At 68.5% G+C, this 22,987-nt stretch carries 18 protein-coding genes and 4 pseudogenes; 10 read left to right on the forward strand and 12 right to left on the reverse strand.

The genetic code is table 11. The features are described from left to right. Positions 1 to 6 precede the first annotated feature (6 nt). A complete protein-coding gene (locus ACN6LB_RS09880) occupies positions 7 to 684 on the reverse strand; it encodes a TetR/AcrR family transcriptional regulator (RefSeq protein WP_445025471.1) in 678 nt (225 codons plus the stop codon). 771 nt (positions 685 to 1,455) lie between these two features. Between ACN6LB_RS09880 and ACN6LB_RS09885 the strand changes: the two genes are divergently transcribed. From ACN6LB_RS09885 to ACN6LB_RS09895, 3 genes are all read left to right on the forward strand, one after another. Next, complete coding sequence (locus ACN6LB_RS09885) at positions 1,456 to 2,601, forward strand: RICIN domain-containing protein (RefSeq protein ID WP_445025472.1); 1,146 nt, start codon at positions 1,456 to 1,458, stop codon at positions 2,599 to 2,601. 513 nt (positions 2,602 to 3,114) lie between these two features. Then, a complete protein-coding gene (locus tag ACN6LB_RS09890) occupies positions 3,115 to 3,483 on the forward strand; it encodes a hypothetical protein (protein ID WP_445025473.1) in 369 nt (122 codons plus the stop codon). Between the two features lie 11 nt (positions 3,484 to 3,494). Beyond that, complete coding sequence (locus tag ACN6LB_RS09895) at positions 3,495 to 4,232, forward strand: nucleotidyl transferase AbiEii/AbiGii toxin family protein (RefSeq protein WP_445025474.1); 738 nt, start codon at positions 3,495 to 3,497, stop codon at positions 4,230 to 4,232. A gap of 92 nt (positions 4,233 to 4,324) precedes the next feature. Here ACN6LB_RS09895 and ACN6LB_RS09900 read toward each other — a convergent pair whose 3' ends face one another. After that, the gene (locus ACN6LB_RS09900) at positions 4,325 to 6,469 is read right to left on the reverse strand and encodes a hypothetical protein (RefSeq protein WP_445025475.1); all 2,145 of its coding nucleotides are present in this window, start codon (positions 6,467 to 6,469) and stop codon (positions 4,325 to 4,327) included. Positions 6,470 to 6,561: 92 nt separating this feature from the next. Beyond that, positions 6,562 to 7,185, reverse strand: coding sequence for a pentapeptide repeat-containing protein (locus ACN6LB_RS09905; RefSeq protein ID WP_445025476.1), 624 nt, complete (start codon positions 7,183 to 7,185; stop codon positions 6,562 to 6,564). Positions 7,186 to 7,604: 419 nt separating this feature from the next. Here ACN6LB_RS09905 and ACN6LB_RS09910 point away from each other — a divergent pair, with 419 nt between their 5' ends. Then, the gene (locus ACN6LB_RS09910) at positions 7,605 to 7,901 is read left to right on the forward strand and encodes a DUF2750 domain-containing protein (RefSeq protein WP_445025477.1); all 297 of its coding nucleotides are present in this window, start codon (positions 7,605 to 7,607) and stop codon (positions 7,899 to 7,901) included. Positions 7,902 to 7,923: 22 nt separating this feature from the next. Here the strand turns inward: ACN6LB_RS09910 and ACN6LB_RS09915 are convergent. From ACN6LB_RS09915 to ACN6LB_RS09935, 5 genes and pseudogenes are all read right to left on the reverse strand, one after another. After that, positions 7,924 to 8,735 (reverse strand): IS5 family transposase gene (locus ACN6LB_RS09915; protein WP_445025507.1). Its coding sequence is split into 2 segments (ribosomal slippage): positions 7,924 to 8,399 and positions 8,399 to 8,735, totalling 813 coding nucleotides; the frame shifts between segments, so codons are not numbered across the junction. Positions 8,736 to 9,156: 421 nt separating this feature from the next. Next, positions 9,157 to 9,333: pseudogene (locus tag ACN6LB_RS09920) on the reverse strand (DNA-binding response regulator); the annotation flags it as partial. Positions 9,334 to 9,442: 109 nt separating this feature from the next. Then, positions 9,443 to 9,730 (reverse strand): annotated as a pseudogene (locus ACN6LB_RS09925) (transposase family protein); the annotation flags it as partial. Positions 9,731 to 9,935: 205 nt separating this feature from the next. After that, positions 9,936 to 10,061, reverse strand: a pseudogene (locus ACN6LB_RS09930) (helix-turn-helix domain-containing protein); the annotation flags it as partial. A 302-nt stretch (positions 10,062 to 10,363) separates the two neighbouring features. Beyond that, positions 10,364 to 11,080, reverse strand: a complete 717-nt coding sequence (locus ACN6LB_RS09935; protein ID WP_445025478.1) for a DUF998 domain-containing protein — start codon at positions 11,078 to 11,080, stop codon at positions 10,364 to 10,366. A 367-nt stretch (positions 11,081 to 11,447) separates the two neighbouring features. On the opposite strand from ACN6LB_RS09935, the pseudogene ACN6LB_RS09940 reads away from it, so the two are divergent. Next, positions 11,448 to 12,101 (forward strand): annotated as a pseudogene (locus ACN6LB_RS09940) (recombinase family protein); the annotation flags it as partial. Between the two features lie 9 nt (positions 12,102 to 12,110). Here the strand turns inward: ACN6LB_RS09940 and ACN6LB_RS09945 are convergent. The 3 genes from ACN6LB_RS09945 to ACN6LB_RS09955 form a co-directional block, all read right to left on the reverse strand. Next, positions 12,111 to 13,088: a glycosyl hydrolase family 32 gene (locus ACN6LB_RS09945; RefSeq protein ID WP_445025479.1), complete on the reverse strand. Its 978-nt coding sequence runs from the start codon at positions 13,086 to 13,088 to the stop codon at positions 12,111 to 12,113. Positions 13,089 to 13,212: 124 nt separating this feature from the next. After that, complete coding sequence (locus ACN6LB_RS09950) at positions 13,213 to 14,514, reverse strand: MFS transporter (RefSeq protein WP_445025480.1); 1,302 nt, start codon at positions 14,512 to 14,514, stop codon at positions 13,213 to 13,215. Between the two features lie 186 nt (positions 14,515 to 14,700). Next, positions 14,701 to 15,720 carry a LacI family DNA-binding transcriptional regulator gene (locus ACN6LB_RS09955; protein WP_445025481.1) on the reverse strand — a complete coding sequence of 340 codons (1,020 nt, stop codon included), beginning with the start codon at positions 15,718 to 15,720 and terminating at the stop codon, positions 14,701 to 14,703. A 165-nt stretch (positions 15,721 to 15,885) separates the two neighbouring features. Here ACN6LB_RS09955 and ACN6LB_RS09960 point away from each other — a divergent pair, with 165 nt between their 5' ends. The 4 genes from ACN6LB_RS09960 (at position 15,886) to ACN6LB_RS09975 (ending at position 20,061) form a co-directional block, all read left to right on the forward strand. Next, positions 15,886 to 17,013: a serine hydrolase domain-containing protein gene (locus ACN6LB_RS09960; protein WP_445025482.1), complete on the forward strand. Its 1,128-nt coding sequence runs from the start codon at positions 15,886 to 15,888 to the stop codon at positions 17,011 to 17,013. Positions 17,014 to 17,051: 38 nt separating this feature from the next. Next, complete coding sequence (locus ACN6LB_RS09965) at positions 17,052 to 18,041, forward strand: alpha/beta hydrolase (RefSeq protein ID WP_445025483.1); 990 nt, start codon at positions 17,052 to 17,054, stop codon at positions 18,039 to 18,041. Between the two features lie 145 nt (positions 18,042 to 18,186). Further along, positions 18,187 to 19,023 (forward strand): alpha/beta fold hydrolase, encoded by an 837-nt coding sequence (locus ACN6LB_RS09970; protein WP_445025484.1) that lies wholly within the window; start codon positions 18,187 to 18,189, stop codon positions 19,021 to 19,023. A 90-nt stretch (positions 19,024 to 19,113) separates the two neighbouring features. Continuing rightward, positions 19,114 to 20,061, forward strand: a complete 948-nt coding sequence (locus ACN6LB_RS09975; protein ID WP_445025485.1) for a carbohydrate kinase family protein — start codon at positions 19,114 to 19,116, stop codon at positions 20,059 to 20,061. A gap of 8 nt (positions 20,062 to 20,069) precedes the next feature. On the opposite strand, the gene ACN6LB_RS09980 is transcribed toward ACN6LB_RS09975, so the two are convergent. After that, positions 20,070 to 21,095, reverse strand: coding sequence for a LacI family DNA-binding transcriptional regulator (locus ACN6LB_RS09980; RefSeq protein ID WP_445025486.1), 1,026 nt, complete (start codon positions 21,093 to 21,095; stop codon positions 20,070 to 20,072). A 285-nt stretch (positions 21,096 to 21,380) separates the two neighbouring features. On the opposite strand from ACN6LB_RS09980, the gene ACN6LB_RS09985 reads away from it, so the two are divergent. Then, positions 21,381 to 22,970, forward strand: coding sequence for an ABC transporter substrate-binding protein (locus tag ACN6LB_RS09985; protein WP_445025487.1), 1,590 nt, complete (start codon positions 21,381 to 21,383; stop codon positions 22,968 to 22,970). Positions 22,971 to 22,987 lie beyond the last annotated feature (17 nt).

Genomic DNA, 22,987 nt, shown 5'->3' on the forward strand with positions numbered 1-22,987 from the left:
GTTCGGTCAGTCGCTCCGCTTCCGCTGCCGTTCCTGCCCACGCGCATCACCTTCCGGTGCGCCGAACAGCACCTCGGCGGCGGCCTCCCATTCCCGGACCAGGCCGAACGTCTCCGGCGCGCGCAGCCATTGGATCTGCAGGCCGTCCATCATCGCCATGATGTGCCGGGCGAGGGATTCAGGACGGTCGCTGAGGCCCTTGGCCAGGGACGCGAAGGCCGCTGTCGCCTGCTTCTGCCGCTTGGCGAAGTAGGCGTGCGCGGGATGGCTCGGCGTCAGCGACTCGGCCTCGAGCACGGTGAAGAGCCGTACGATCTCCGGCTGCTCCGCATTGCGCCGCATGGTCGCGGAGCACAACTGCCGCAGGCCGACTCCCTCGGGGCCGTCGACGGACCACTCGTCCGGTATCTCGTCCTCACCGACGCCGAGTTGTGCCCGAAGCGATCGGGCGTCCTCGGCGTCCCGGTGTTCCAGCACCGCGATGAGCAGGCCGGCCTTGGAGCTGACATGGCGCAGCACACCGGGCACGGTGAGCCCGCACCGGTCGGCCACATCCTGCATCGACAGGCCCCAGAAACCACGCTCGGCAATGAGTGCGGAAGTGATGTCGATGATCTGGCGCCGTCGCTCGGGGCCCGGCAACCGGGGCCGGTCACGCCGATAGCCAGGCGCACCGTCAGCCATCTTCGCCAAGACCTTTCCGTCGGGCGCCGCCATCACTCCGTGACAACACTGCGGGGACTGTACGGCACACGAGTGGCCGCCTCCAACAACAGCCGTGCGAGGCCGACTTCATCCTGCGCGACGCTGCGACAACCTGCGCCGCGCCGCTGTCCGGCACCAACCCAAAGCGTCCCCACCCCTTCCCGAAGTCCGGCCGCGAGCTGCCTCTTCGTCGCTCGCCAGTTGGCTACCAGGGCGAATTAGTTAGTAGCTACTAGCTAGTGACTTATCCGAGCGGCACCCTAGCCCCGCCCGGATCCATCGGCAAGAGACACAGCCGTCTCGCCGGAAAAGCGGCGCACGATCGTCCCGTTCGCGCCCGTCGGAAGCATCCCGCGTCGCCTTCACAAAGTGAACGCACGCACACCGCTTGACACCCCATCAACCTCGCTGGCTTCATTTGTCGCGGCGTGAGTGAGCTGGGCGAGCTCGCATGCCGTGTACGGGTTCCCCCTCGGGGACGGCTCTGCTGGGCCGTCCTGCCCCGAGGCCCCTCATTTCATTTCCGGAAGATTCCGGCGTCGGCGTTGCCGCATATGGGAGCGCTCCCACATCTTCGGATCCATCCCCCCACCGACCGGGTGCCGCAGAAGCCACCCGGCGATCGAAAGGACTCCCATGAACGGATCGCGCCTCAAGCCATGCCTCGAACCACACCTCGAACCGCGCGGGAAGCAGCGCCGAAGCCCGCATCTCCGTCCGCGCCGCGGTTCCGCGGCAGTCGCGGCATTCGTGGCTGCCCTGTTCCTGGTCGCCCTCTCGCTGACCGGCGCTTCACCGGCGTCCGCGAACACCACCCTCTGCGGCAAGACGGACAGCATGAAGGTCTCGGGCGGCAAGTACGTCGTCCAGAACAACGAGTGGGGTGACTCGATCCCCCAGTGCATCGACGTGTGGGACAACGGCTTCAAGGTCACCACCGGCTGGCACGACGTGGGCACCGGCGGCGCTCCGGCGGCGTATCCGTCGATCTACGCCGGCTGCCACTACGGCAACTGCTCCAGCGGCAACGGGCTGCCGCTGCAGGTGTCGGCCTTCGGCAACCCGCAGTCGAGCGTCGACTTCTCCACCGCCGACGGGCAGTGGGACGCCGCCTACGACATCTGGTTCGACACCGGCGCCGACCCGTCGGGCCAGAACAACGGCGAGGAGATGATGATCTGGGCCAACCACTCCGGGTCGCCCACGCCGTTCGGCTCGAAGGTCGGGACGGTCTGGATCGAGAACGCCAACTGGGACGTCTGGTACGGCCGCCAGAACAACGGCGTCGGCTGGAACACCGTCTCCTACGTCCGACAGCAGCCCACCCACGCGATCACGGTGAACATCAAGGACTTCACCAACGACTCGATCAGCCGCAACTACCTTTCGTCGGCGTGGTACATGACCAGCGTGCAGTTCGGCTTCGAGCCCTGGGTCGGCGGCCCCGGCCTGGCCGTGAACTCCTTCTCCTACGACTCCAACGGCGGTGGCGGAGGCGGTGGCGGTGAGTTGGGCACCATCGCCGGGCAGCAGAGCGGCCGCTGCCTTGACCTGAAGGACTGGGGCACCGCCGACGGCACCCCCGTTCAGTTGTGGGACTGCGGAACCGGCTCGAACCAGAAGTGGAAGCGGACCGGCAGCACCCTCGTCAACCCGCAGTCCGGCAAGTGCCTGGACGTGGCCTCCGGTTCCACGGCCAACGGCGCCAAGGTGCAGCTGTGGTCGTGCAACGGCACCAGCGCCCAGCAGTGGCAGTTCAACGCCAACGGCACCGTCACCAACCCCCGGTCCGGCAAATGCCTGGACGCCGGCGGCTCCGCCAACGGCGCGCTCCTGCAGATATGGGACTGCTACGGCGGCGGAACACAGCCCAACCAGGTCTGGACGCAGAACTAGCGCCGTCGCGTCGCGTCGCGCGTCAAGGCTCGGCGCGCCCGACCTCATGACCAGGCGGCCGCCTGCGCCGTACCACCTCGTGGTGCGCCGCAGGCGGCGACCGGCGCCTCATGACCACTGCGCGCCTCGGCAAACGCCGCCTGCTTGCCCACGAAGCCGCAGGTCAGGACCCCTTAGCCGCCGGCTCCAGAATCGCCACGCACTCCACGTGATGCGTCATCGGGAAGGTGTCGGCCTGGACGGGAGCAGGGAAAACAGCAGGTCAACCATGGTTTTTCCGCCTCGCCGACGGGCTCACAGGGGCCACGAGCGTCACGGCGGGCGGACCGACCGCCACTCCGGCCCTCCCCCGCCTCACTCCGGAGCCATGATGGAGGTGCACTGCCAGTCGTACCGCGCGTTGGCGCAGAGGGCCACGGAAGCCTGTGCCCGCTGCACCAGATTCCCGAGCAAGCTGGACCTGAACGTCCGAGCGTTCCCGCCAGCGGACCTCCATCAGGGATAATCGACCCCATGTCGCTCTCCGAAGCCGCCGCACTCGCCCCGGGCGTCACCAACCCGTACCGGATCAAGTTCGTCCGGCGGCTGCCCGGCTCCCTGCACGAACTGCGCGGGCCGGTGCACGGTGTGGTCGAGCTGCCGCTGACGGTGGCCTGGTCCGGGCTGCGCTCCTTCGACCTGGACCGGCCGCGGCTGCGGATGAGCCTGTACCGCACGGTGCTGTCCGAGGGCATGCGCGAGGACCTGTGCCGCTTCCTCGACGCCGACCTGCTCATCGAACTATGGCCGACTCTGCGCACCCTGATCGGCACCGCCGTCCGTGACGCCTGGGAGGGCGCCTTCCCCGAACTGCGTGAAGCCGGCCGGACCACCGCCGCGTGAAGAAACCACCGATGCCGGAATTGCACGCCCGGCTCCTCGAAGACGTCCTCGCCCTCGGTTCGCCCTACCCGCTGGTGCTGACCGGTGGCTACGCCGTCCAGGCTCACCAACTCGTCGACCGCCCCAGCCAGGACCGGGACGTCGCCACCCAGAACCCCGCCCCCATGGCCGACATCGCGCACGACCTGGTCGGCGGTCTGGTCCGGCTCGGATGGCGGGCCGAGACCATCGAGGTCTCCCCGCTCTCCGCCCGTTTCCTGGTCACCGATCCCGACAGCGGTCAGGAGTGCGAGGTCGACATCCTCAAGGAGGTCTTCTGGCACCCCACCGTCCCGACCTCCTACGGTCCCGTCCTGTCCGAGCAGGACGTCATCGGCGCCAAGGTCCGCGCCATCGCCGAACGCGGCGCCGCCCGCGACCTCATCGACGTCTACGCCGCCTCCCAACGCTGGACCACCGCCGACCTGGAAGAATTCGGCCGCCGCCACGCCCGCCCCGACACCCTCTTCGGCGCCGCCGAACTCCAGGCGCGCCTGGTCGGCGCCGACTGGATCGACGACACCGAGTTCGCCGCGTACGGACTCGACGAACAGACCATCGCCGACCTGCGCACCTGGGCCCGCGACTGGTCCGATGCCATGGGACGCCGGGCCGCGGCCGAGAACCCGTACGAGAAGGAGTACGGCGAAGCAGGATCCGTACAGGAAGATCCGTACGACAGCTTCGACCCGGACGCGTACGAGAACTGAGTTCCCCACCCGCATAGCGTCGCCGAACGCGCCTGTCCAGCACATCCCATCGGCCGGGCCGCTCGAGAGAGCAGCGGCGGCACCAGTTCGTATCAGCGGCGCTTCCTCCGTTTCCCCTTCTTCCTGGCGCTGCCGCTCTTCCGCTTGCGTGCGGCATCCGCGCGCAGTCGGCCCAGGTGGGAGGAGCGGGCGCGCAGGGCTGCCACGTCGATGGCCGCCAGGCGTTCGAGGCCGGAGATATCCGGGTGGCCTGAGGTCTGGGCGACGCGGAGCATCGTGGTGAGGGTTTCGGCGTCGGCTCTGGTGTGGCCGACGGCATCCAACAGCCCAGTCTCGCCGTCGAGTTCGCGCATGAGCAGCAGGCTCTCGGTGGCGGCCAGGGCGTACTCGCGGTCGTCCATGTCTTCCATGCCGTCCGGGCCGTGCTCGGTCGCCTTGTCCGCGAGCAGCGTCGCCTCGGCCGCCTGTTCCTGGCCGACGAACAGGGCGCTGGGAGCGAGTTCGGGGTCGGTACGCAGGTGGCGGAGCAGGTCCGGGCCGTATCCGTCGGGCAGTTCGGCCACCAGCATCCGCAGCAGGCCGTTGCGGCGGGCGTGCAGGCGCACCCGCTTCAGCGCGTCCGCGAGGGCCGGGCGGGCGGTGTCCCAGCCGCCGGCCGCCTCGATCCAGCCGGCCAGTTCGGTACGGGTGTGCTGGTCGTCGTACTCGTCGAAGAGGGTGGCGAGGAGGGTGGTGGCGTCGGCCGTGCGCAGGTCTCCGAGGGCCGGGGCGGAGCGGCCCAGCGAGGTGAGCAGCTCGCGGACCGCGTATGTGCCGAGCGGGGTGAGCCGGAGGAGCTCGACGTCGTCGCCCTCGCACGAGCGCAGGAGTTCGCGGAGGTGTGCGGCGCCGTCGGGGTCGTCGGCGCCGAGCAGCGCGGCAGGCCCGGTGCTCCCGTCCTCTGCGGCCAGGGATCGCAGGCCATCGAGGACCGAGGGGTCGACCGGCCCGCGTTCGAAGGCGATCACCCCGGTGCGTACGAGCAGGTCGAGGACCACGCGAAGTTCCGCCGGGGAGTATGTGTCCTCTCCCTCGCCCGGCCACCGGTCGTCGTCCAGGTGCCCCGCCCGTACCGTACGCCACAGCATCGGCCAGGGCGTGCCGGCCGGCATGCCGTACAGCGCGGCCAACAGGTCGGTGAGCAGCAGGTCGAAGCGCGGATGGAGCCGGGAGGGGACGTCCCACACCGGACCGATGAGCAGCGAATCGCGCAGGGCGGGAAGGGCGGTGAGCGCGCGGGCGGCGAGTGCGAGCGGGTCCTCGCGTACGGTACGGGCGCCAGCGACCGCGACCAGACGGCCGCGGTACGCCCGCACCAGGCGGGCTTCGCGCGCCCACTCCACCAGGAGCCGCAGGTAGGGGAGTTGATCGGCGCGGCGGATGTGGTCGAAGCCGTCGCCGGCCAGATGCTTCAGCGGCCCCGCAGCCGCGCCCAAGCCGCGGTCGGTGCCCAGATGGCAGGCGAGTTCGAGGGCGTCGGCGGTCTTCAGCCGGCCGGTCTTGGTGAGCGGCCGGCCCTCTTTGCCGAGCCACCTGGCCACCTCGGCCAGCTGCCCGAGGATGTCCACGCCGGCAGCCGCCTCGCGCAGGGCCTCCTCGTCGCCGAGATCAACGACCGACAGCGGCAGCGTCCGCCCCTCCAGCAGGCTGTGGCCATCGGGCCCCGCACCCAAGAGCCCACCCAGGAACTGATTGCCCATCACCTTGGCCAGCGCCGCCTCGTCGTACTCGACCCGCCCCGTGCGGACATCGGCGATGAACCGGCCCAGGGCCCGCTCGTCACGCACGTCGACACCGCTGCGGGCCGCGGTCAGCATCCAGAACTTGGCGGGCCTCATGAAGCGAGGATCCTCCATGGCCTCCGCGTGGGCCTGGCGCAGTAACTCCGCCACTTCCCGCAGCCGGGCGGGGTCGTCCGAGCGGACGTCGAGCAGGCCGGAAGCGGCAAGGAACTCCACCAGCGTGGCGACGGCACCGGGCGCGTCGTGCTCCTCGATCTCCTCCGGCAGGACGGTCACGTTCCGCGGCAGCCACTCCAGGAGCAGCGCCCGCACATGCTCCTCGCGCCACAGCGCGAGCCGCCCGTCCGCCGTGCCACGATGCCGGTACTCCAGCGCCTGCTCGACCGTGAACTCGTCCAGGCTGCCGGCCTCGAACCCCCGCCGTTGCTCGTCGTATTCGGAGGTGAGACGGACCATAATCTCGCAGGTGGCCTCGAAGCCATCACCGTCGTCACCCCCAACACCCGCACCAGCGGCGTCCCCATCGGGATCGGGATCGAACAGCAACCTCACACCTGGACCATCGCTTTCTCATCATGACCGGTTGCCCGGGCACCGACGATAGGGCTCCTGCGCCATCTGTACGCCGGTGTTTGACGCGGGAGCGAGAGGTGTGCATGCCCAGGAGACCGCCGCTCCTGGCCGCCGCTGAACGTCGCGCCGAAGAAGGCGACGTTGCCGCCGCTGAACGTCGCACGGTCGAAGTAGACGTTGCCGCCGCTGAACGTAGCGCCGGTGAAGTCGCCGCCGTCGAAGGTGGCGCCGGTGAAGTCGAAGGAGTGCTTGCACCAGGAGGTGGGGGCGTCTGGTTGCTGGAGGTGGTCGCGGATGACGCGGATGATGGTGAGCCGGACCTCGCGCTCGCCTTCCTTGTGCCCGAGGGCGGCGGGGTCGAGTTGGTAGGGCATGCGCAGATAGGCGCACAGGACGTCGATGCAGACCTGGCGTTGTTCCTGCCAGTCGTCGGCGAGGCGGGCGAGGGCGTAGACACCGGCGAGGCGAACGGCGGCCTGGTCGTGGCCGAGTTGTCCGGCGGCAGTGGTGTAGCGGTCGGCGAGCTGGCTTGCATCGGCCCGGTGCGCATCGGCCTCGGCGAGGAGCTGTTTGCGGTAGGCGTAGATACCGGCAAGCACGGCGCCGACCAGGGTCAGGACGGTGACGGTGGTCTTGATGACGTCGTTGATGTTGACCGGCTTGCCCGGCTTCTGATTGCGGGCAGCATCCGCGAGCAGGTGGTAGACGCCGTGGTAGAGCCCGAAGGCCAGGGCGCCGACGATGGCGAGGGCCAGGGGGGCGACGATCCAGACGGACCAGAAGTGCGGCGCGTACCGGCCCCGGGGAGCAGAACGCCTGCCCCGCGGAGCCAGACGCCTGCGCAGGAGTGATGTCCCATCAGGAGCAAACGCGGCGGAGACGGGCGGAGTGCAGGGCGTTGCCGGAAATACCCGCCGCCTCGGACAGATGGAACAGCTTGGGCTCGTCCGCCGGGCCGACCGGCGAGGCTAAGAACTCCTAACGAAATGAGTGGTGGAGAACGGTAGGCTCGGCGGCCATGAGTCAGAGCGGTTCGCAAGCGGCGGCATTCTTCCGAGACGTCCGCCAAAGCGGTGTGGTTTGGCTTGTCCGGGACGACGACGGAAGCCCGACTCACCTCTCTTCGGACGGCACGCGAAGTCTTCCCTTCTGGTCGACCTCACCCCGCGCCCAGAGGGCAGCAAAGATCTGGGGGCATGGGCTCCGCTTTGAGCCCATGCCCTTGGACACCTGGTGCGATCGCGTACTGCCCGACGCCGCCCGGGATGGACTCGTGATCGGCATCAACTGGAGCGGGCCGCGCCTGGTCGGCTGAAGCCTCACCCCCAACGAAGTTCTTAACCGGCTATCGGCGGCTCACACAATGACCTGAGTTGCCGGTGGGTGATCAGGCAGCAGGCGAGCTTGAGGAAGGCTTCGTGGATGTCGGCTCGTCGTTCCCAGTGGATACGGAGCCGGCGGAAGCCATGTAGCCAGGCGATGGTTCGCTCGACCACCCACCGGTAGGTGCCCAGGCCGGTCCCGTGCAGGGTTCCGCGTCGGGCGATGGCGGGAACGATGCCGCGGGCACGGACCTGGTCGCGGTAGACGTCGTGGTCGTAACCGCGGTCGGCGAACAGGGAGTCGGGCCTGCGGCGGGGGTGTCCGACCCTGCCGCGCACCGGCGGGACGGCGTCGAGCAACGGCAGGAGCTGAGTGACGTCGTTGCGGTTGCCGCCGGTCAGCAGGACGGCGAGCGGAGTGCCGTACCCGTCGGTGATCACGTGGTGTTTCGACCCGGCCCGACCTCGGTCGACCGGCGACGGCCCCGTATGGAGCCCCCTTTTGACGCCCGAACGTGCGAGGAGTCGACCACGCACCTCGACCAGTCCAGTCGCGCGGCCGCGTTCAGTTCGGCCAGGAGCACTTCGTGCAGCCGCTGCCACACGCCCGCCTCGTTCCAGTCGCGGAGCCGGCGCCAGCACGTCATCCCCGAGCCGAACCCGAGCTCCTGAGGGAGGTGTTCCCACTGGATGCCGGTGTGCAGGACGTACAAGATCCCGCACAAGACCTCCCGGTCCGGCAACGGCTTCCGTCCCGGATGCCTGAACCGCCTCGGCCGCTTCGGTAGCAGCGGCTCCAAGCTGTCCCACAACTCATCCGGCACGATCCAAGGCGACGCCCCCCATACGGGGCTGAACGCTCAACTCCTCCCATGGACACGGCCAGCAGGATCGAACCAGCTCATTGTGTTAGCCGCTGTAACGCCTGCTCTGTCGGTGCACGCGATGGCCATCAAGCCCCGGCCTCACGATGAGGAATGAGAGACGGTTTGATGTATCTGCGCTTTACCTGTGGATAAAGCCACGCATGGAATGACCAAGTAGGCGCATTTTGTGGCGAGTTACTCTCACCACCACTGCACCACACCAGGCATGTGAAGCACTCGGCGATATGGCAGAACTTGGATCGCTCAACGACGTTGCGCCGAGCGAATTTTCATCAACGCCGCCACGTAGGAAGAAGCCAGCGGTACAGGACCACTCCTCCGTACTCGTACCTGATCTGACTTGAAGCCTTGGTAGTACCGGTTACGTGCAGGTCAAGCCCAGTTCCCCCGCCCGTAATCCGGCCTGGAATCGCGAGCCCGCGTCGAGGACGACGAGCAGTCCCGCGACGCGGCGGCGATAGGTACACAGGGACATGCCAAGCTCCCGCGCGGCCGCCTCGTAGGTGGCGCCACAGCACAGGGCTCGGCGGAGAGGGCGTACGTTCCGCGGATCAGGGTCGGTGACGCGCTCGTGGTGTATCTGCGCGGGGCGTGGGCCGCCCTACCAGGGGCTCCGGGTCTGGAAGGATCATGATTCGCCGGTCAATCAGCTCCTGCAGGGGTCGGCGTTTGATACCCATGGTCAGCCAGGGGCCGCCGCCCTGGTAAGCGAGATCGGCCAGGATGGGGACGCCCTGGCGCTCGCAGATGCGGATGATCCGGTAAGTGCGGGCGACGGTCAGGTCGTGAGCCCTGCCCGGCAGCACGGGCGAGAGCCACAGCAGTCGGCCGTCCGGATCGGTGACCACCTGCACGTTCACGCCGCGCCGGCGGTGCTTGCGGGAGTAGTCCGCGCACGAGTCGCCGACACGGTCGCACTCGGCGAGGATGGTGTCCCGCCGAGTGGTGTAGCCGATCAAGCCTGCGGAATCTGCAGGTCGCGGCGCCAATCGGCCTCGCCGGGGGCCCCGTTGGGGCTCGCCGAGCCGGGACCAGCGGTGATCGTACGACGGCCCGCAGCGGCACGCATCGGGCGGCTGCGAAGCGGAGGCGACGGACCTTGATCGGCTACACCACGAGGGGGGACACGACCTCGGCGAGGGTGCCGTCCAGCAAGACGAACTCAGTATCGGCCTCGCGTAGGACCTTCAGCAGACCCGGTGCTCGTTCGGCGAGCAGGTGGATAACCGCGCCGGTGTAGGCGTGGGCGGTGGACTCGCTGATCCCGCATGGGGCAGGTCAAGTGCGGCAGGATAGACGACCAACGAGGCCCCCGAGCAGCGTGATTGAGACGTCAGACATCTCGATCAACAGCCCGAGGGCCTTGCTCGTTGCGGCTCGGGGACCGTCACCTGATCGGTGGCCACCCCGAAGAAGCTCAGTTCCTCCAGCCGCCGAGTGTTGTCCGGCGAATGGGCAGACTCCTCCGCCGCGGTTCGATGAAACCAGCTGGACGCTCCCGGTGGCGGCCAGTGAGCCGCAGTCGCTGGACAACCTCATTCTGCAAGGGCCGCATCGGGACTTGGATGTCAGCGAACCCTGCGTGCGCGAAGCACCACGGCCGCGACGATGAGCTGCCAAACCATGATGGAGTAGACCCCTCCTCGCTCGGATAGGCCGAGTCCGTCCACTACGCCATTTTGCTTGCTGACGAAGGTAACAACCTCGCTGAGCAGCCCGCACACGCCGAGCCAAATGCTGACTCGGCTAAGGGTGGGGCCGAGGAGAGAGCGGAAGGTCGTCCGGCCGGCGAGGATGGCCAGCGCATTGCCCCCGAGGATGGCCATGCCCGCACCCAGACCGTGGTAGACCATGAAACCTGCGTCATTGTTCGCCGGGCTTCCGTGGACAAGGCCAACCAGGGCGATGCCGAAACTGTGCACGATCGCGAAGACGAGGGTGAGATTCCTGCCACGCCCAGCGGGCAGGGACCACCACAACAGGACACCGGCGAGAGTCACTGCGAGTGCCTGGCCGAGAAATCCCGCGTTCATGACGATCGCAAGTTGCGAATCCAGGTGACGCCCTTCGAACACGACGCCCACTTCTGGAACGCCGAGGTCGCTGATGAAGTTGTTCGCGTAGCTGTATCCCGGGAACCCCGCTGCAGCAATCGCCTCAGCGAAGAGGTACCAAAGACTTCCGATGCCGAGCAGTATTCCGGCAATCGCGATGCCGGGGGTGATACCGGCTTTGCTGTGGTCGGTCGACTGCGTCGTTGCGTCGGTTGACTGCGTTGTGGCCATGCCGTGTCTCCTGGTAGTGACGGTTCAGATGTGGGGGAGGCGTGCCCCGGAGCCTCGATGGTGCGTAGGTCGCACTGTTCCGGAGGTGATCAAGCCGAGCGCAGGGCAGAACGCGATCTACCTAAATCGTTTTAGCACGCGTGATAAAACGTTACAGCATGCTCGCTAGTCACGCGCGCTGACCGGTGCCGTCTCGCACTCTGGCCGCTTCACGAAGGTGCCGAAGCTCAACAAGAAGCCGCGGGTCCAGACGTCGGCTGACCGAAGCCCGGGACAGCCGTGGCGGCCCGGCAAGCCAGTGCCTGCGGCCATCGACCCGGGCCTGTCGAGCACGGACATCCGCATCGGCTAGGTCCGTTACTCGCACCTCAGCCAGGAACGCGACTCGCAGTTCGACGCGCCCGCGGGGCGCGGCATCCACCGAGACAAGATCTTCAGCGAGACGATCAGCACCCGCATCACGGTCCGCCCCCAGTCCGAGGCCGCGCTGAAGACAGCTCGGGAGATCAAGGCACACGCCCCGCACTACCGGGTGATCTTCGCGGTGAACGAGATGAAGCGACTGGGACGCGACGCCGCGGAGCTCACCGCCCTCGCGGACCATCTGACTGAGCACGGCCTGGTGCCGGAGATGCTTGTCGGCCCGCTCGCTGGGATCCTCGATCCCACCGGCTCCGGCAAGCAGCTGTTCAGCTTCTTTGCCGCCATGGTGGAGACCGAGCGGGAGACCCTCCGCGAATCCACACTGGAAGGGCTCGACACCGCGGCCCGCACGGGCAACCACGGCGGCCGGCCCCCGGTCATCACCGACGACATGCTCCACACCATCCTGCGCCGCAAGGCGGACGGCGAGCCGGTGGAGCAGATCCAGCCCGACCTGACCATCCCCACCAGCAAACGCAAAGGGAAGAACCCCTCGGCAGTAATCGCCGCACGGGACGGGCTGCCCAGCGGGCCTCATCCGAGCCGGTCGCAGGAGCCTTCTGAGGTCTTGTTCACTCGCCGGGCAGCAGCTCCCTGAGGCCCGAGGTCAGCTGTATGCGGCCCGCAGGGAGGGGCCGCGTGGCGCTGTGGGAGCGTCGACGTGGAGTTGATCGACGTGCCAGGAGACACGCATCGGATCGACGACCTTTCCCTCGAATCGTCCTGCGCCCATGCCAGTCGCGAAGGCCAGGAGCACGGATCGCCCGTGCTCGTCGTGGGCCATCCGCCCGCTGTAGAGCTCCTCTGTTGTCACGGGAGCGGCATGGCCGAGATCGATCAGTCCGTCTGTCACGGGGGCCCACCACACGCCGGTCCTGCCGCCCTGTTCGGCGCGGGTATCGGTGATGGTTTCCCGCGCGGTGGAGAACAACAGCACGGACCGCCCGTCCACGGTGACCAGTTGGGGCACTTCGAGGTGTCCGAAGCCGTGTCCGGGAGCGGTCATCGGCGGCAGGACCTCCCACGTGTCGAGGTCGTCGGAGACGGCATGGCCGATGACTCCCCGCTCCTCCACCGGCCCGGTGTGGGAACGGGCGGTGATCAGCATGTGCCAGCGCTTGTCCGGGCCGAAGTACACCCACGGGTCCCGCCATGCCTCCTCCGGCCAGGATGAGGTGTGGCGGCGCTCGTACCAGCGGGCGTCGGCGGCCAGGGCGAAGTCGTCGCGCTTGTGCCAGGTGAACAGGTCTGTCGATGTCGCCAGCGCGATGGTCTGGGTGTTGCCTCCTTCGCCCCATACGGAGCCGGTGTAGAACATCCGCCACAGTCCGTCGTCGCCGCGCACCACCGACCCGGTCCAGGTCGCCGTCGCGTCGAGGGTGCCGGGGCCCCCGGGGGTGAGCACGGTGCCGTGATCGTCCCAGGAGACGAGGTCTTTTGACGTGGCGTGCCCGATGGTGGCGTTGGGGTGCCGCAGTTCGGGGTCGCCAAGGGATTTGGGCGCCTGCAGATAGAACATGTGATGCACGCCGTCGTGGTGGGCGAGCCAGAAGTCCCAGACCCAGCGGTCAGTGGCAGCGAACATGAGGGGGCCTTTCAGGGTCGGTGCTGGTGCAGCTTGCTCGCCGGGCGTGCGGCGTGCAGTGGGGGTGGAGTGTCTTGGGTGCCGCACCCGGTCCGGTGTGTACGGGCGGGTGTGGCAGGGCCGTTCAGCGCACGCCGCGGATACGCCACGTGGCGATCCCGCCGATGGCCGCGCAGGCGGCGGCGAAGCAGAACAGGGCGGTGTATCCGCCAGGGGAACTGATGATCAGGCCGGCCAGGCCACCGGCGAAGAGTCCGGGCAGGGCCAGCCCAGCGGTGAGGATGCCCATGTCGCGGCCCTGGTTCTCCGGGTCCGGCAGCACCAGTGACATCAGGGCGAGGTCGACGGCGAAGTACGTTCCGATGAAGCCGCCGGAGAGGAACCCGTAGGCGAGCATGCCCGGCCAGGTCGGGAACAGGACCGGGATGAACATGGTCGCGCCGAGCCCGACGGCTGCGACGGCCACGAACGCCTTGCGCCGGTTCAGCTTGTCGGCCAGCCACCCCATCGTCGTGGCGATGACCAGCCACATCACTGTGGAGATCGTCGTGATGATGCTGACGCCGGTCGCGGCGCTATGCCCGGGAAGGTTCTCCTCGCCGATGAAGTCCGACAGCGTGTAGAGCAGGTAGCCGTTGACGACCGCGTAGCCGAGGAAGAACGCCGCGCGGGAGATGAAGGCGAAGGTGAAGTCGTGGGAGCGGAAAGCTGACAGCAGCTTGCGCCACTCGACCCGCCCCCGCTCCCGCGTCGGCTTGGGCACCCCGGTGCAATCCGGCTCCTTCGCGCCGATGACCAGCACGACCGAGCACGCCGCGAACAGCACGGCGAGCGTCCAGTAGGCCGCCGTGCGGCTCAGCGCTCCGGCGATGTTCACGCCGACGAGGATGCCCACCGGGGTACCCAGTCCGAAGATCGCGGAGGCGATGCCGCGACGGGTCTCGGGGACCCGCTCGGGCAGGATGGCCGATATCGCGCCGCCGTAGACGTTGAAGACCAGTGCGGAGAGTGCGAACAGGGCCGTGACGGTGGCAAGTGACGGAGCCGCGCCGAGCGCGATCGCCACCACCGTCCCGAGCAGTCCGGTGACGAAGATCCACGGGTTGCGCTTGCCGAAGCGGGACCGGGTGCCGTCCGAGAGGGCGCCGCCGACGGGCAGAGCGAACAGGCCGATCACCGCGCCCATGGTCGCCGCCGTGGCCAGTGCCCCGACTTTGTTCCCTGGCGCGATGTCGGCGATCTGTTCCGGGAGCAGCACCGCGCCGATCGCGTTCTGTGCGGCGTACAGCATCGTCACCGCAGGAAAGACGAAGGTCAGCAGGCGTCCGAGCTTGATCGGATCACGCGGGTCGGTCACCGATCCAGCGCCTGGGTCCGGTGCGGGCTGCACGGCAGTGGCCGCGTCATTGAGGCCCAGCTTTTCCATCGGTTTCTCCGGGGATGTCGAACAAGAGCCACGCGCTAAAAGGTTTTAGCTCGGATTCAAGCCAACCGCGAGACGTGGCTAAAAGGATTTAGCCAGCATGCAGACCAGGGGAGGAACGTGTCAATAGATGACGGCCGGAGCCCGGCGGCCGCAGGGAGGTGGGATCCGGAGGGAGGCCGGAGGAGCTCAGGCTCCGGGACGAGTCGATGCCCGAACGCGCAGATGCATCGCTTCCAGGTACTCACCCGATGCGGCGCCGTCCAGTGCGAGCTCGACGGAGCGCCGGCCCATCGCCTCGAACGGCAGGGCAACGGTGCTCAGGCGTGGGCGGAGGAATGAAACGATCTCGTCGTCGTCGAACGAGACGACGGACACGTCCTCCGGGACGCGCAGCCCGGCCGACCGGAACGCCTCGTAGGCGCCGGCCGCGATCGCGTCGTTCAGTGCGACGACGGCGCTCACCGGAGCGGCGTCCCGGAGTGCACGCGAAGCCGTGTCGAAACCGGCGTCAGCGTCCCAGTGCTCACGCTCGTACGACACGGGAACGACGTCGACTCCGGCGTCGCGGAACGTGTTCAGGAGGCTGTGGATGCGCCGATGCACCTGCGTGATGACGCGCTCGGGATCGTCCAGGTGTACCGGCACGCCGAGCAGGTGCACTCGGCGGTGGCCCAGGCCGATAAGGTGCTCCGCCGCCTGCCGGCCGCCCGCCGTCTCGTCGGGCAGGACCGATATGTGGCTGCCGTCAGGGCTGGCCCCGTTGAGCAGGACCACGGGTACGCCGGGCCGTTGCTCGGGAAGCTGGATGCGGCCGGTGACCGTAGCGAGCACGAGTGCGTCCACGCCGCGGTCCAGCAGCGCCTCGATGGCGTGGTTCTGCTCCGCCGGGTCCCCTTCGGTCTCGGTGACGAACATGGTGTGTGAGCGTTCCCGGGCCGCGCGCAGAGCGCCGCGGATCATCGGGCCCGCATAGCGGGTGGAGGCCACGCGGTCGGAGACGAACCCCAGCGTCGCGGACTTCTCGGTCCGCAGCCCACGGGCCATCAGGTTGGGCCGGTAGTCCAATTCCAGCGCGGCGTCGAAGACGCGCTGGCGGGCGTCGTCGCTCAGCCCGGTCCCGGTCTTGCCGTTGAGGATCAGGGACACGGCCGTGATGGACAGACCTGCCCGGTCGGCAACGTCGGACAAGGTGACTCGTGAGCTCATTGCTCCATCCTCCGCGGTCGCAGCCAGTTAACTCCACCTGGCCGTCGGCTTGACAACCTTCCGCTTCCTGCGGAAGGTGGAATCATCGCTAAAAGGTTTTAGCTCGAACGGAGCACCCATCACAGGGGCCCTGTAATGGGGTAAACGGCACAGAAGGAGGCTGCGGTGGGATCCACCGTCGAGGGATACGTCGCGCCAGGGTTCGGGGCCGTCGCGGACGCGTTCGCCGCGAACTTCACTGAGCGTGGTGAGCGCGGCGCCGCCTGCTCGGTCATGATCGACGGCAAGCCGGTCGTCGACATCCATGGCGGAGAGTCCCGCCCGGGTCGGCCCTGGAGTGAGCAGACGCGCAGTGTCGTCTTCTCGGTCAGCAAGGGCGTCACGACGATCCTCCTGCTCATGGCAGCCGAGCGCGGATTGCTCGACCTCGACGAACCGGTCGCCACCTACTGGCCCGAGTTCGCCACGCACGGCAAGGACCGGGTCACGGTCCGGCAGATGCTCGCCCACCGCGCGGGACTTGTCGCCCCGGACATCGAGCACACTCCCGAGGACCTCAAGGCGTGGGGGCCGGTGGTGGACGGCCTGGCCGCACAGGCACCCCTGTGGAAGCCCAACACCGACTTCGCCTACCACGCACTGACGCTCGGCTACCTCGCGGGCGAAGTGCTGCGGCGCGTCAGCGGCAAGATGCCCTCCCAGTGGCTGGCCGAGGAGGTCGCAGGGCCGCTCGGCCTGGCCACGACGTACGGCGCAGACCCCGCAGACGAGAATCTCGCTCCCATCCGCCATCCGGCCGACGAGGGCGACGGCGTACCCATCGACGTCGAGGACCTCCAGCTGCAGGAGCGTGCCTTCATGAGCAGCGCCTACGGTCCGGACGTGTTCGAGGCCGCCAACCGCTCGGTGTATCTCGGGACCGAGAGCCCCGCCGCGAACCTGGTCACCCGTGCCCGCGATCTCGCACGCCTGTACAGCGCCACGGTCACCGAAGTCGACGGAATCCGGCTGACCGGCTCGGACGTCATCGCCGAGGCCAGCAAGCCCTTGTCCTTCGGCAAGCCGTTCCTGGGGCCGGACGCCGGCCACATCTGGGCCACGGGCTTCATGGTCCACTCGACGCGGCGCGGCATGGCCGGGCCCGGCAGCTTCGGCCACGACGGCGCCGGTGGCCAGCTCGCCTTCGCCCACCCCGGCCTCCGCCTCGGCTTCGGTTTCCAGACCGCCCAAGCGGGCGGCGACGACGACATCCGCGCGGAAATTCTCTCTGCCGCTCTGCGGTCCTCCCTCTGAACCCCTCTTTCCCTTTCGCACCCCGAACTGGAGTTTCCATGCCCGTCGATCCCGTACTCCTGCCGTTCCTGCCCGTCGCTCCGATGCCCGACGACATCGACTTCCCCGCCTTCCGCGCCCAGGACGCAGCGGGCGGCGACGCGCTCATCAACCAGGTTGCCGAGCCCGGTCCCGACGTCGCCGAACGCCGCGTCGAGACCATTCCCGTCGGCGGCGGCACCATCGAACTGGGCATCTTCCGCCCCGTCGCGGACGAGACGCTCCCGCTCCACATGTACGTGCATGGCGGCGGATGGGTCGGCGGGTCGGGGCTCAGCCTCAGCACCGAGATCATCGCGCGCGAGCGCGCTGTGGGCGCGCACTGCGTCGTGATCACGGTGAACTACCGCAAGGCGCCCGAGCACCCGTTCCCCGTCCCGCTCCAGGACTGCCAGGCCGCTCTGGAATGGGCGATCGAACACGCCGAGCAACTCGGCATCGACACGAACATGATCACTCTGGGAGGCGGTTCCGCCGGCGCCAACCTCGTGGCCGCGCTCTGCCTGAAGCTGCGTGACGAGAACGGTCCGGCCATCGCGCTGCAACTCCTTGAGGTGCCCCCGGTCGATCTCACCATGAGCCTGCCCTCCTACTCCGACCCGGACCTTGGGACGAAGTACGCGCTGCACCGGCAGGACGTGGAACGCGTCGCCCGCTACTACCTCGGCGAGGACGGCGACCCTACCCACCCCTACGCGTCCCCGCTGCTGGCCGATAACCTCGCCGGCCTGCCGCCGGCGTACATCATGCCCGCGGAGTTCGACCTGCTCCGCGACAACGGCCCGGCGTACGCCGACGCGCTCAACAAGGCCGGAGTGCCTGCTCAGTCCTCCCTCCAGCTCGGACACGTCCACCCGTCGTCCACGTTCACGAAGATCATGGCGGGCGCACGGGCGTGGCGCGAGGAAGTACTCGACGTGCTGCGGGCCACGCACGCGGGCACCCTCAGCCTTCCGCTGCACTCGTCGTCTGCCGACGAGAGCCACTGACGACCACACGTCCGGATGCGGGGCGGTCGGCTCGAATCGCCGCCCCGCACTCGTCCGTGTCGCCCCGCCACAGCGCCGATCACGGCCATCAGCACCATGTGCGACGAAGAACCGACGCAGTACCGATGGAACAAGGGATCCGCCCGTGCCCCACATATCCACCGCCCACGGAACGCGACTGTTCTACGACACGTTCGGGGACACCGGACGCGCCCCGTTGGTCCTCATCGAGGGCCTGGGCGCCCAAATGATCGGGTGGCGCGAGGAGTTCTGCGCTCTCCTGGTGGAGCAGGGTTTCCACGTCGTACGCATGGACAACCGTGACGCCGGGCGCTCCGACCGGTTCGACCGGGCCTATACCCTGCGGGACATGGCGCAGGATGTGGCCGGCCTCATCGATGCGCTCGGCCTGGACTCCGCCCACATCGTCGGGCAGTCGATGGGTGGCATGATCGCGCAGGAACTTGCCCTCCACTGGCCCAAGTCGGTGCGTTCGCTCACGCTCTTCTACACCGCCCCCAACCCGTCCTTCATCAAGGACGTCGCGGAGGCGCTCCACATTGCACCCGCCGGCCCGCTCACCCGGCAGGACAGGGTCGAGCGATTCCTCGAAGCCAACGCGCTGTGCGCCTCCAGCGGCTACCCCCAGGACACCGACTGGTTGCGGGCCCTCGCTGAGGAAGCGGCGGAGCGCGATTCGTACTTCGGTGACGACGTCCTTCAGATGACGGCCATTCAGGAGGCGCCGGACCGCCTCCCGGCACTACGACGTGGACTCGCTGGGCCCGTCACGGTCGTCACCGGTGACGCGGACCTGCTCATCGACCCCGCTGCCTCCACCGCCATCGCCGAAGCAGTCGGCACCGCGGAGCTGCACGTGTTCCCCGGCCTGGGACACGAGATCAACCCGGCACTGTGGCCGCAGTTCGTGCGGCTCATCAGCGACACCGCCCACCGGAGCAGCGCGGAGCGAAGGGCCTGAGGCCCTCGGCGACCGAGCCACCAGGCTCCACCGAACCGCACAACGGCGATTCGGCCACGAGTGCCTCACCACAGAAACAGAGCAAGCACCATGACCCGTATCGACATCCCGGGCAGTGTCACCGTCCTCGGCGAGTGCGTGGCCGACGTCTTCACCGACCCTGCCGGGCCTGGACCCGATGAACTCGCCCTGCGCGCCCTGCCCGGAGGCGGCCCCGCCAACACGGCCGTGACCCTGGCCGGACTTGGCACTCCGACCCGGTTTCACGCCCGGCTCTCCCACGACATCTTCGGTGACCTCTTCCGCAATCGCCTGCTCCAGGCCGGAGTCGACCTGAGCCGAAGCGTCAGCGCACCGGAACCCAGCGTGCTTGCCGTCGCCGCCCTCGACGAGACCGGCCAGGCCACCTACACCTTCTACGCCGAGGGCGCCGCCGACTGGCAGTGGACCACCGACGAGCTCGCCCCGGCCCTCGACGACGACACCGTCTGCCTGCACACCGGATCCCTGGCGCTGATACGTGAGCCCGGCGGCAGCGCGATCGAGGACCTTCTGGCCAGGGCACGGATGCAGGCGACCGTGTCCCTCGATCCCAACGTCCGCCCCCAATTCGTGCCGCCGGCCCTCTACCGCGAACGCATGGCCCGGTGGTGCGAACTGACAGATATCCTCCGGCTCAGCGAGGACGACCTGGCCCACCTGTTGCCCGGCGCCACTCCCGAGGAAGCGTGCGACACCTGGCACGCCGCCGGTGCACCTCTTGTCGTTATCACCCGCGGCCCACACGGTGCCCTGGCTTCCCTCGACGGCAGCCGCGTCACAGTCCCCGCCCCACCGGTCGACGTCGTCGACACCGTCGGAGCAGGGGACTCCTTCACCGCCGGACTGCTCCATCGCCTCGCGGCGCTCGGCCAACTCGGCGGCAGACTCGACAAGTTGAGCCTGGAAGACCTCACCGACGCCTGCACCTACGCTGCCCGGATCGCGGCCCTGACCTGCTCCGTGGCCGGTGCGACGCCGCCCCGTACAGGCGACTGACACATCCGTCAGGGCCGCGCGGCGCCGATGGACGCCCGCTCACGCAGCGGCATCGGAACCCAGCGCACGCCCGGACCGGGATCGGGGTCGAGGACCAGTTGGACGGCCAGACGCCCCATCTCCTCGTGGGGCAGGGCGGCTGTGGTGAGGCCGGGGCGGAGCCAGGCGGCGAGGGGGTCGTCGTCGAAGGAGACGACCGAGACATCAGCCGGGATACGCAGCCCTGCCTCGGCCACCGCCTGATAGACGCCGAGCGCCAGCCGGTCGTTCATGCAGACGATGCCCGACGGAGGGTTGGGGCGCTCCAGCAGTGCGGTCATGGCCTGGTAGCCGTCCGACGGCTCCCATTCCTCGGTGTGCGCGGAGGCGATGAGTCGCAGCCGCCGGTCGGCGAGAGCCCGTCGGATGCCGCGCAGTCGCAGTCCCGCCGCGATCGAATCGCTCGGGTCACGTTCCTTCGCCTGCGATCGCCCGATGACGGCGAGCCGCCGGTGCCCGTGATCGACCAGCGCGGTGGCCACGGTGTGCCCCGCCTGTTCCTCCGCCGGCAGTACGGAGACCAGCGGGTCGTCTGAGGTGGCGTTGAGGAGCACCGTGGGATGGGCCAGGAGCTCCGGAGGAACCGAGAGCCTTCGGCTGTACATGGCGGCGTAGACGACGCCGTCGACCTGGCGGTCCAGCATCGCTTCGATCGCCTCCCGCTCGAGGTCGGCGTTACCCTGGGTCTCGGCGATGAGCAGCACATGGCCCTGGTCCCGTGCGGCGTCGAGGGCTCCGCGGATCATGTCCCCGGCGAAACGCGTGGTGGCGACCGTGTCCGACACGAAGGCGATGGTGGCGCTCTTGCGGGTGCGCAGGCTGCGTGCCATGGCGTTGGGGCGGTAGCCCAGTTCCTCGGCGGCGGCGAGGACACGCTGCCGTGCGTCCTCGGACAGGCGTGTGCCCTTCCGCTTGTTCAGCACCAAAGAGACCGCGGTCGTGGACAGACCGGCGCGCCGGGCCACGTCGGCCAGCGTCACCCGCGGCTTGGGCATGTGTTCCTCCATCTGTGACGTGCGTCGTCCGGTCGGCATCATCGACGCCCCTCTTTCGGGGGTAGACAGCGCATCCATTGTGGAGCATCCTGCTAAAACCTTTAAGCACCGTACACCGCGTACCCGCCACCGTGGGAAGCGGCACAAGCTCGTGGAGCCGTGAACGCCTCGTGCGTGCTCGTGCGAGCAACCCCCTTCGTCCTGCCGCCGGTTGAACATGCCGGCCACTCAGACGCACTTTTCTCGCGCTAAATCGATGCACTCCTGAGCCGCCTGGAGAAGAACGTGCCCGACCCTCTGTTCCATCGCATCATCCCGGCCGTCCGGCCGCACCGCAGCGCGGCACTCGCCGCAGCTGTCGCCGCGGCACTGGTCCTCACCGCCTGCTCCGGGGGCGCATCCTCGAAGGGCAGTGCCCAGAGCTTGGGTGAGGCGCTCACCTTCGGCTCCCCCACGTCGCCGCCCAGTCTCAACCCCGGCGTCGGTGACCCCGCCTACACCTCCTTCTACCAGTGGGCGTACGACCCGCTGGTGGTCATGCGAGGCGACGGAAGCTTCGGCCCCGGTCTCGCGGTCAAGTGGGGCTACATCGGGAAGGGGAACCGCACCTACGCGCTGACCTTGCGCAAGGGCGTCAAGTTCAGCGACGGCACAGCCCTCGACGCCAAGGCCTTGAAGACGTACCTGGACTACGAGAGGTCTGAGAAGCGCGGCTCCACGGCCGCCATGCTGGCCAATGTGCAGTCCATCGAGGTCACCGGGCCTCTGACCGTGCGGCTCGAACTGGGCGCCTCCGATCCCAACCTGACGTTCTGCTTCGCCCAGGCGTTCGGCGCGGGGAACATCGCCAGCCCGAAGGCGGTCGGTAAGCCCGCCTCACTCGACAACGGCACGGCCGGAGCCGGCCCGTACATGCTGGACGCCGGCCGGACGGTCGCCGCGGACCACTACACCTTCGTCCGTAACCCGCACTACTGGAACAAGGGCCGGCAGCACTGGAAGGAGGTCACGATCCGGGTCATCCCCAACTCGTCGTCGATGATCCAGGCGATGCGGGCCGGGCAGGTCCAGGCCGCGCTCGGCGATGCCACCACGCTGCAGGCGGCCGCGGGCGCCGGACTTACCGTCACGGCCCCGCCGCAGGCGCTGACCGGGCTCAACCTGGTGGACCGCAAGGGCAAACTGAGCAAGCCGCTGGGCGATGTCCGGGTGCGGCAGGCACTGAACGACGCGGTCGACCGCAAGGCCATCGCCAAGGCGCTGTACGGCAACGAGAAGCTGACCCTCAGCCAGTACGCGCTCCCCGGGCAGGCCGGGTACGACGCGTCCCTCGACGCCGCCGATCCGTACGACCCGAAGCGGGCCAAGCGCCTCCTGGCCGAGGCCGGATACCCGAACGGCTTCACGCTTCCCGTGCTCAGCGCCAATCTTGTCGGGCTCGACAAGATGGTGCAGGCCGTCTCCGGTCAGCTCGCGAAGGTCGGTGTCACACTCAAGATCACCACCAAGGCGAGCGCGAACGACTACTTCGTCGCCATGACGTCGGGCAAGTACCCGGCGACCGCGGTCGGTTACGGCCTGGCCAACATGGCCACGCTGCACACCGGATATGTCAACCCGCAGGGCCCGTTCAACCCCTTCCACACCTCTGACGCCCAGCTCGACGCGTTGTACAAGCGCTACTTCGCAGCGGACGAGAAGGACAGCGCCGGGCTGCAGAAGCAGATCAACGCCCGCCTCGTGAACCAGGCATGGGCACTTCCGGTCGTGGGCGCGCCACTGAGCTACTACCACGCCAAGGGGCTCACCGGCCTGGCGGCCACGACGGCCAACTCCGGAGTTCCCTGGCTCACCGACCTCCGCCCGGGGCACTGATGATCCCGCGCGTGAAC

Source organism: Streptomyces sp. SAS_270 (genome assembly GCF_052543295.1).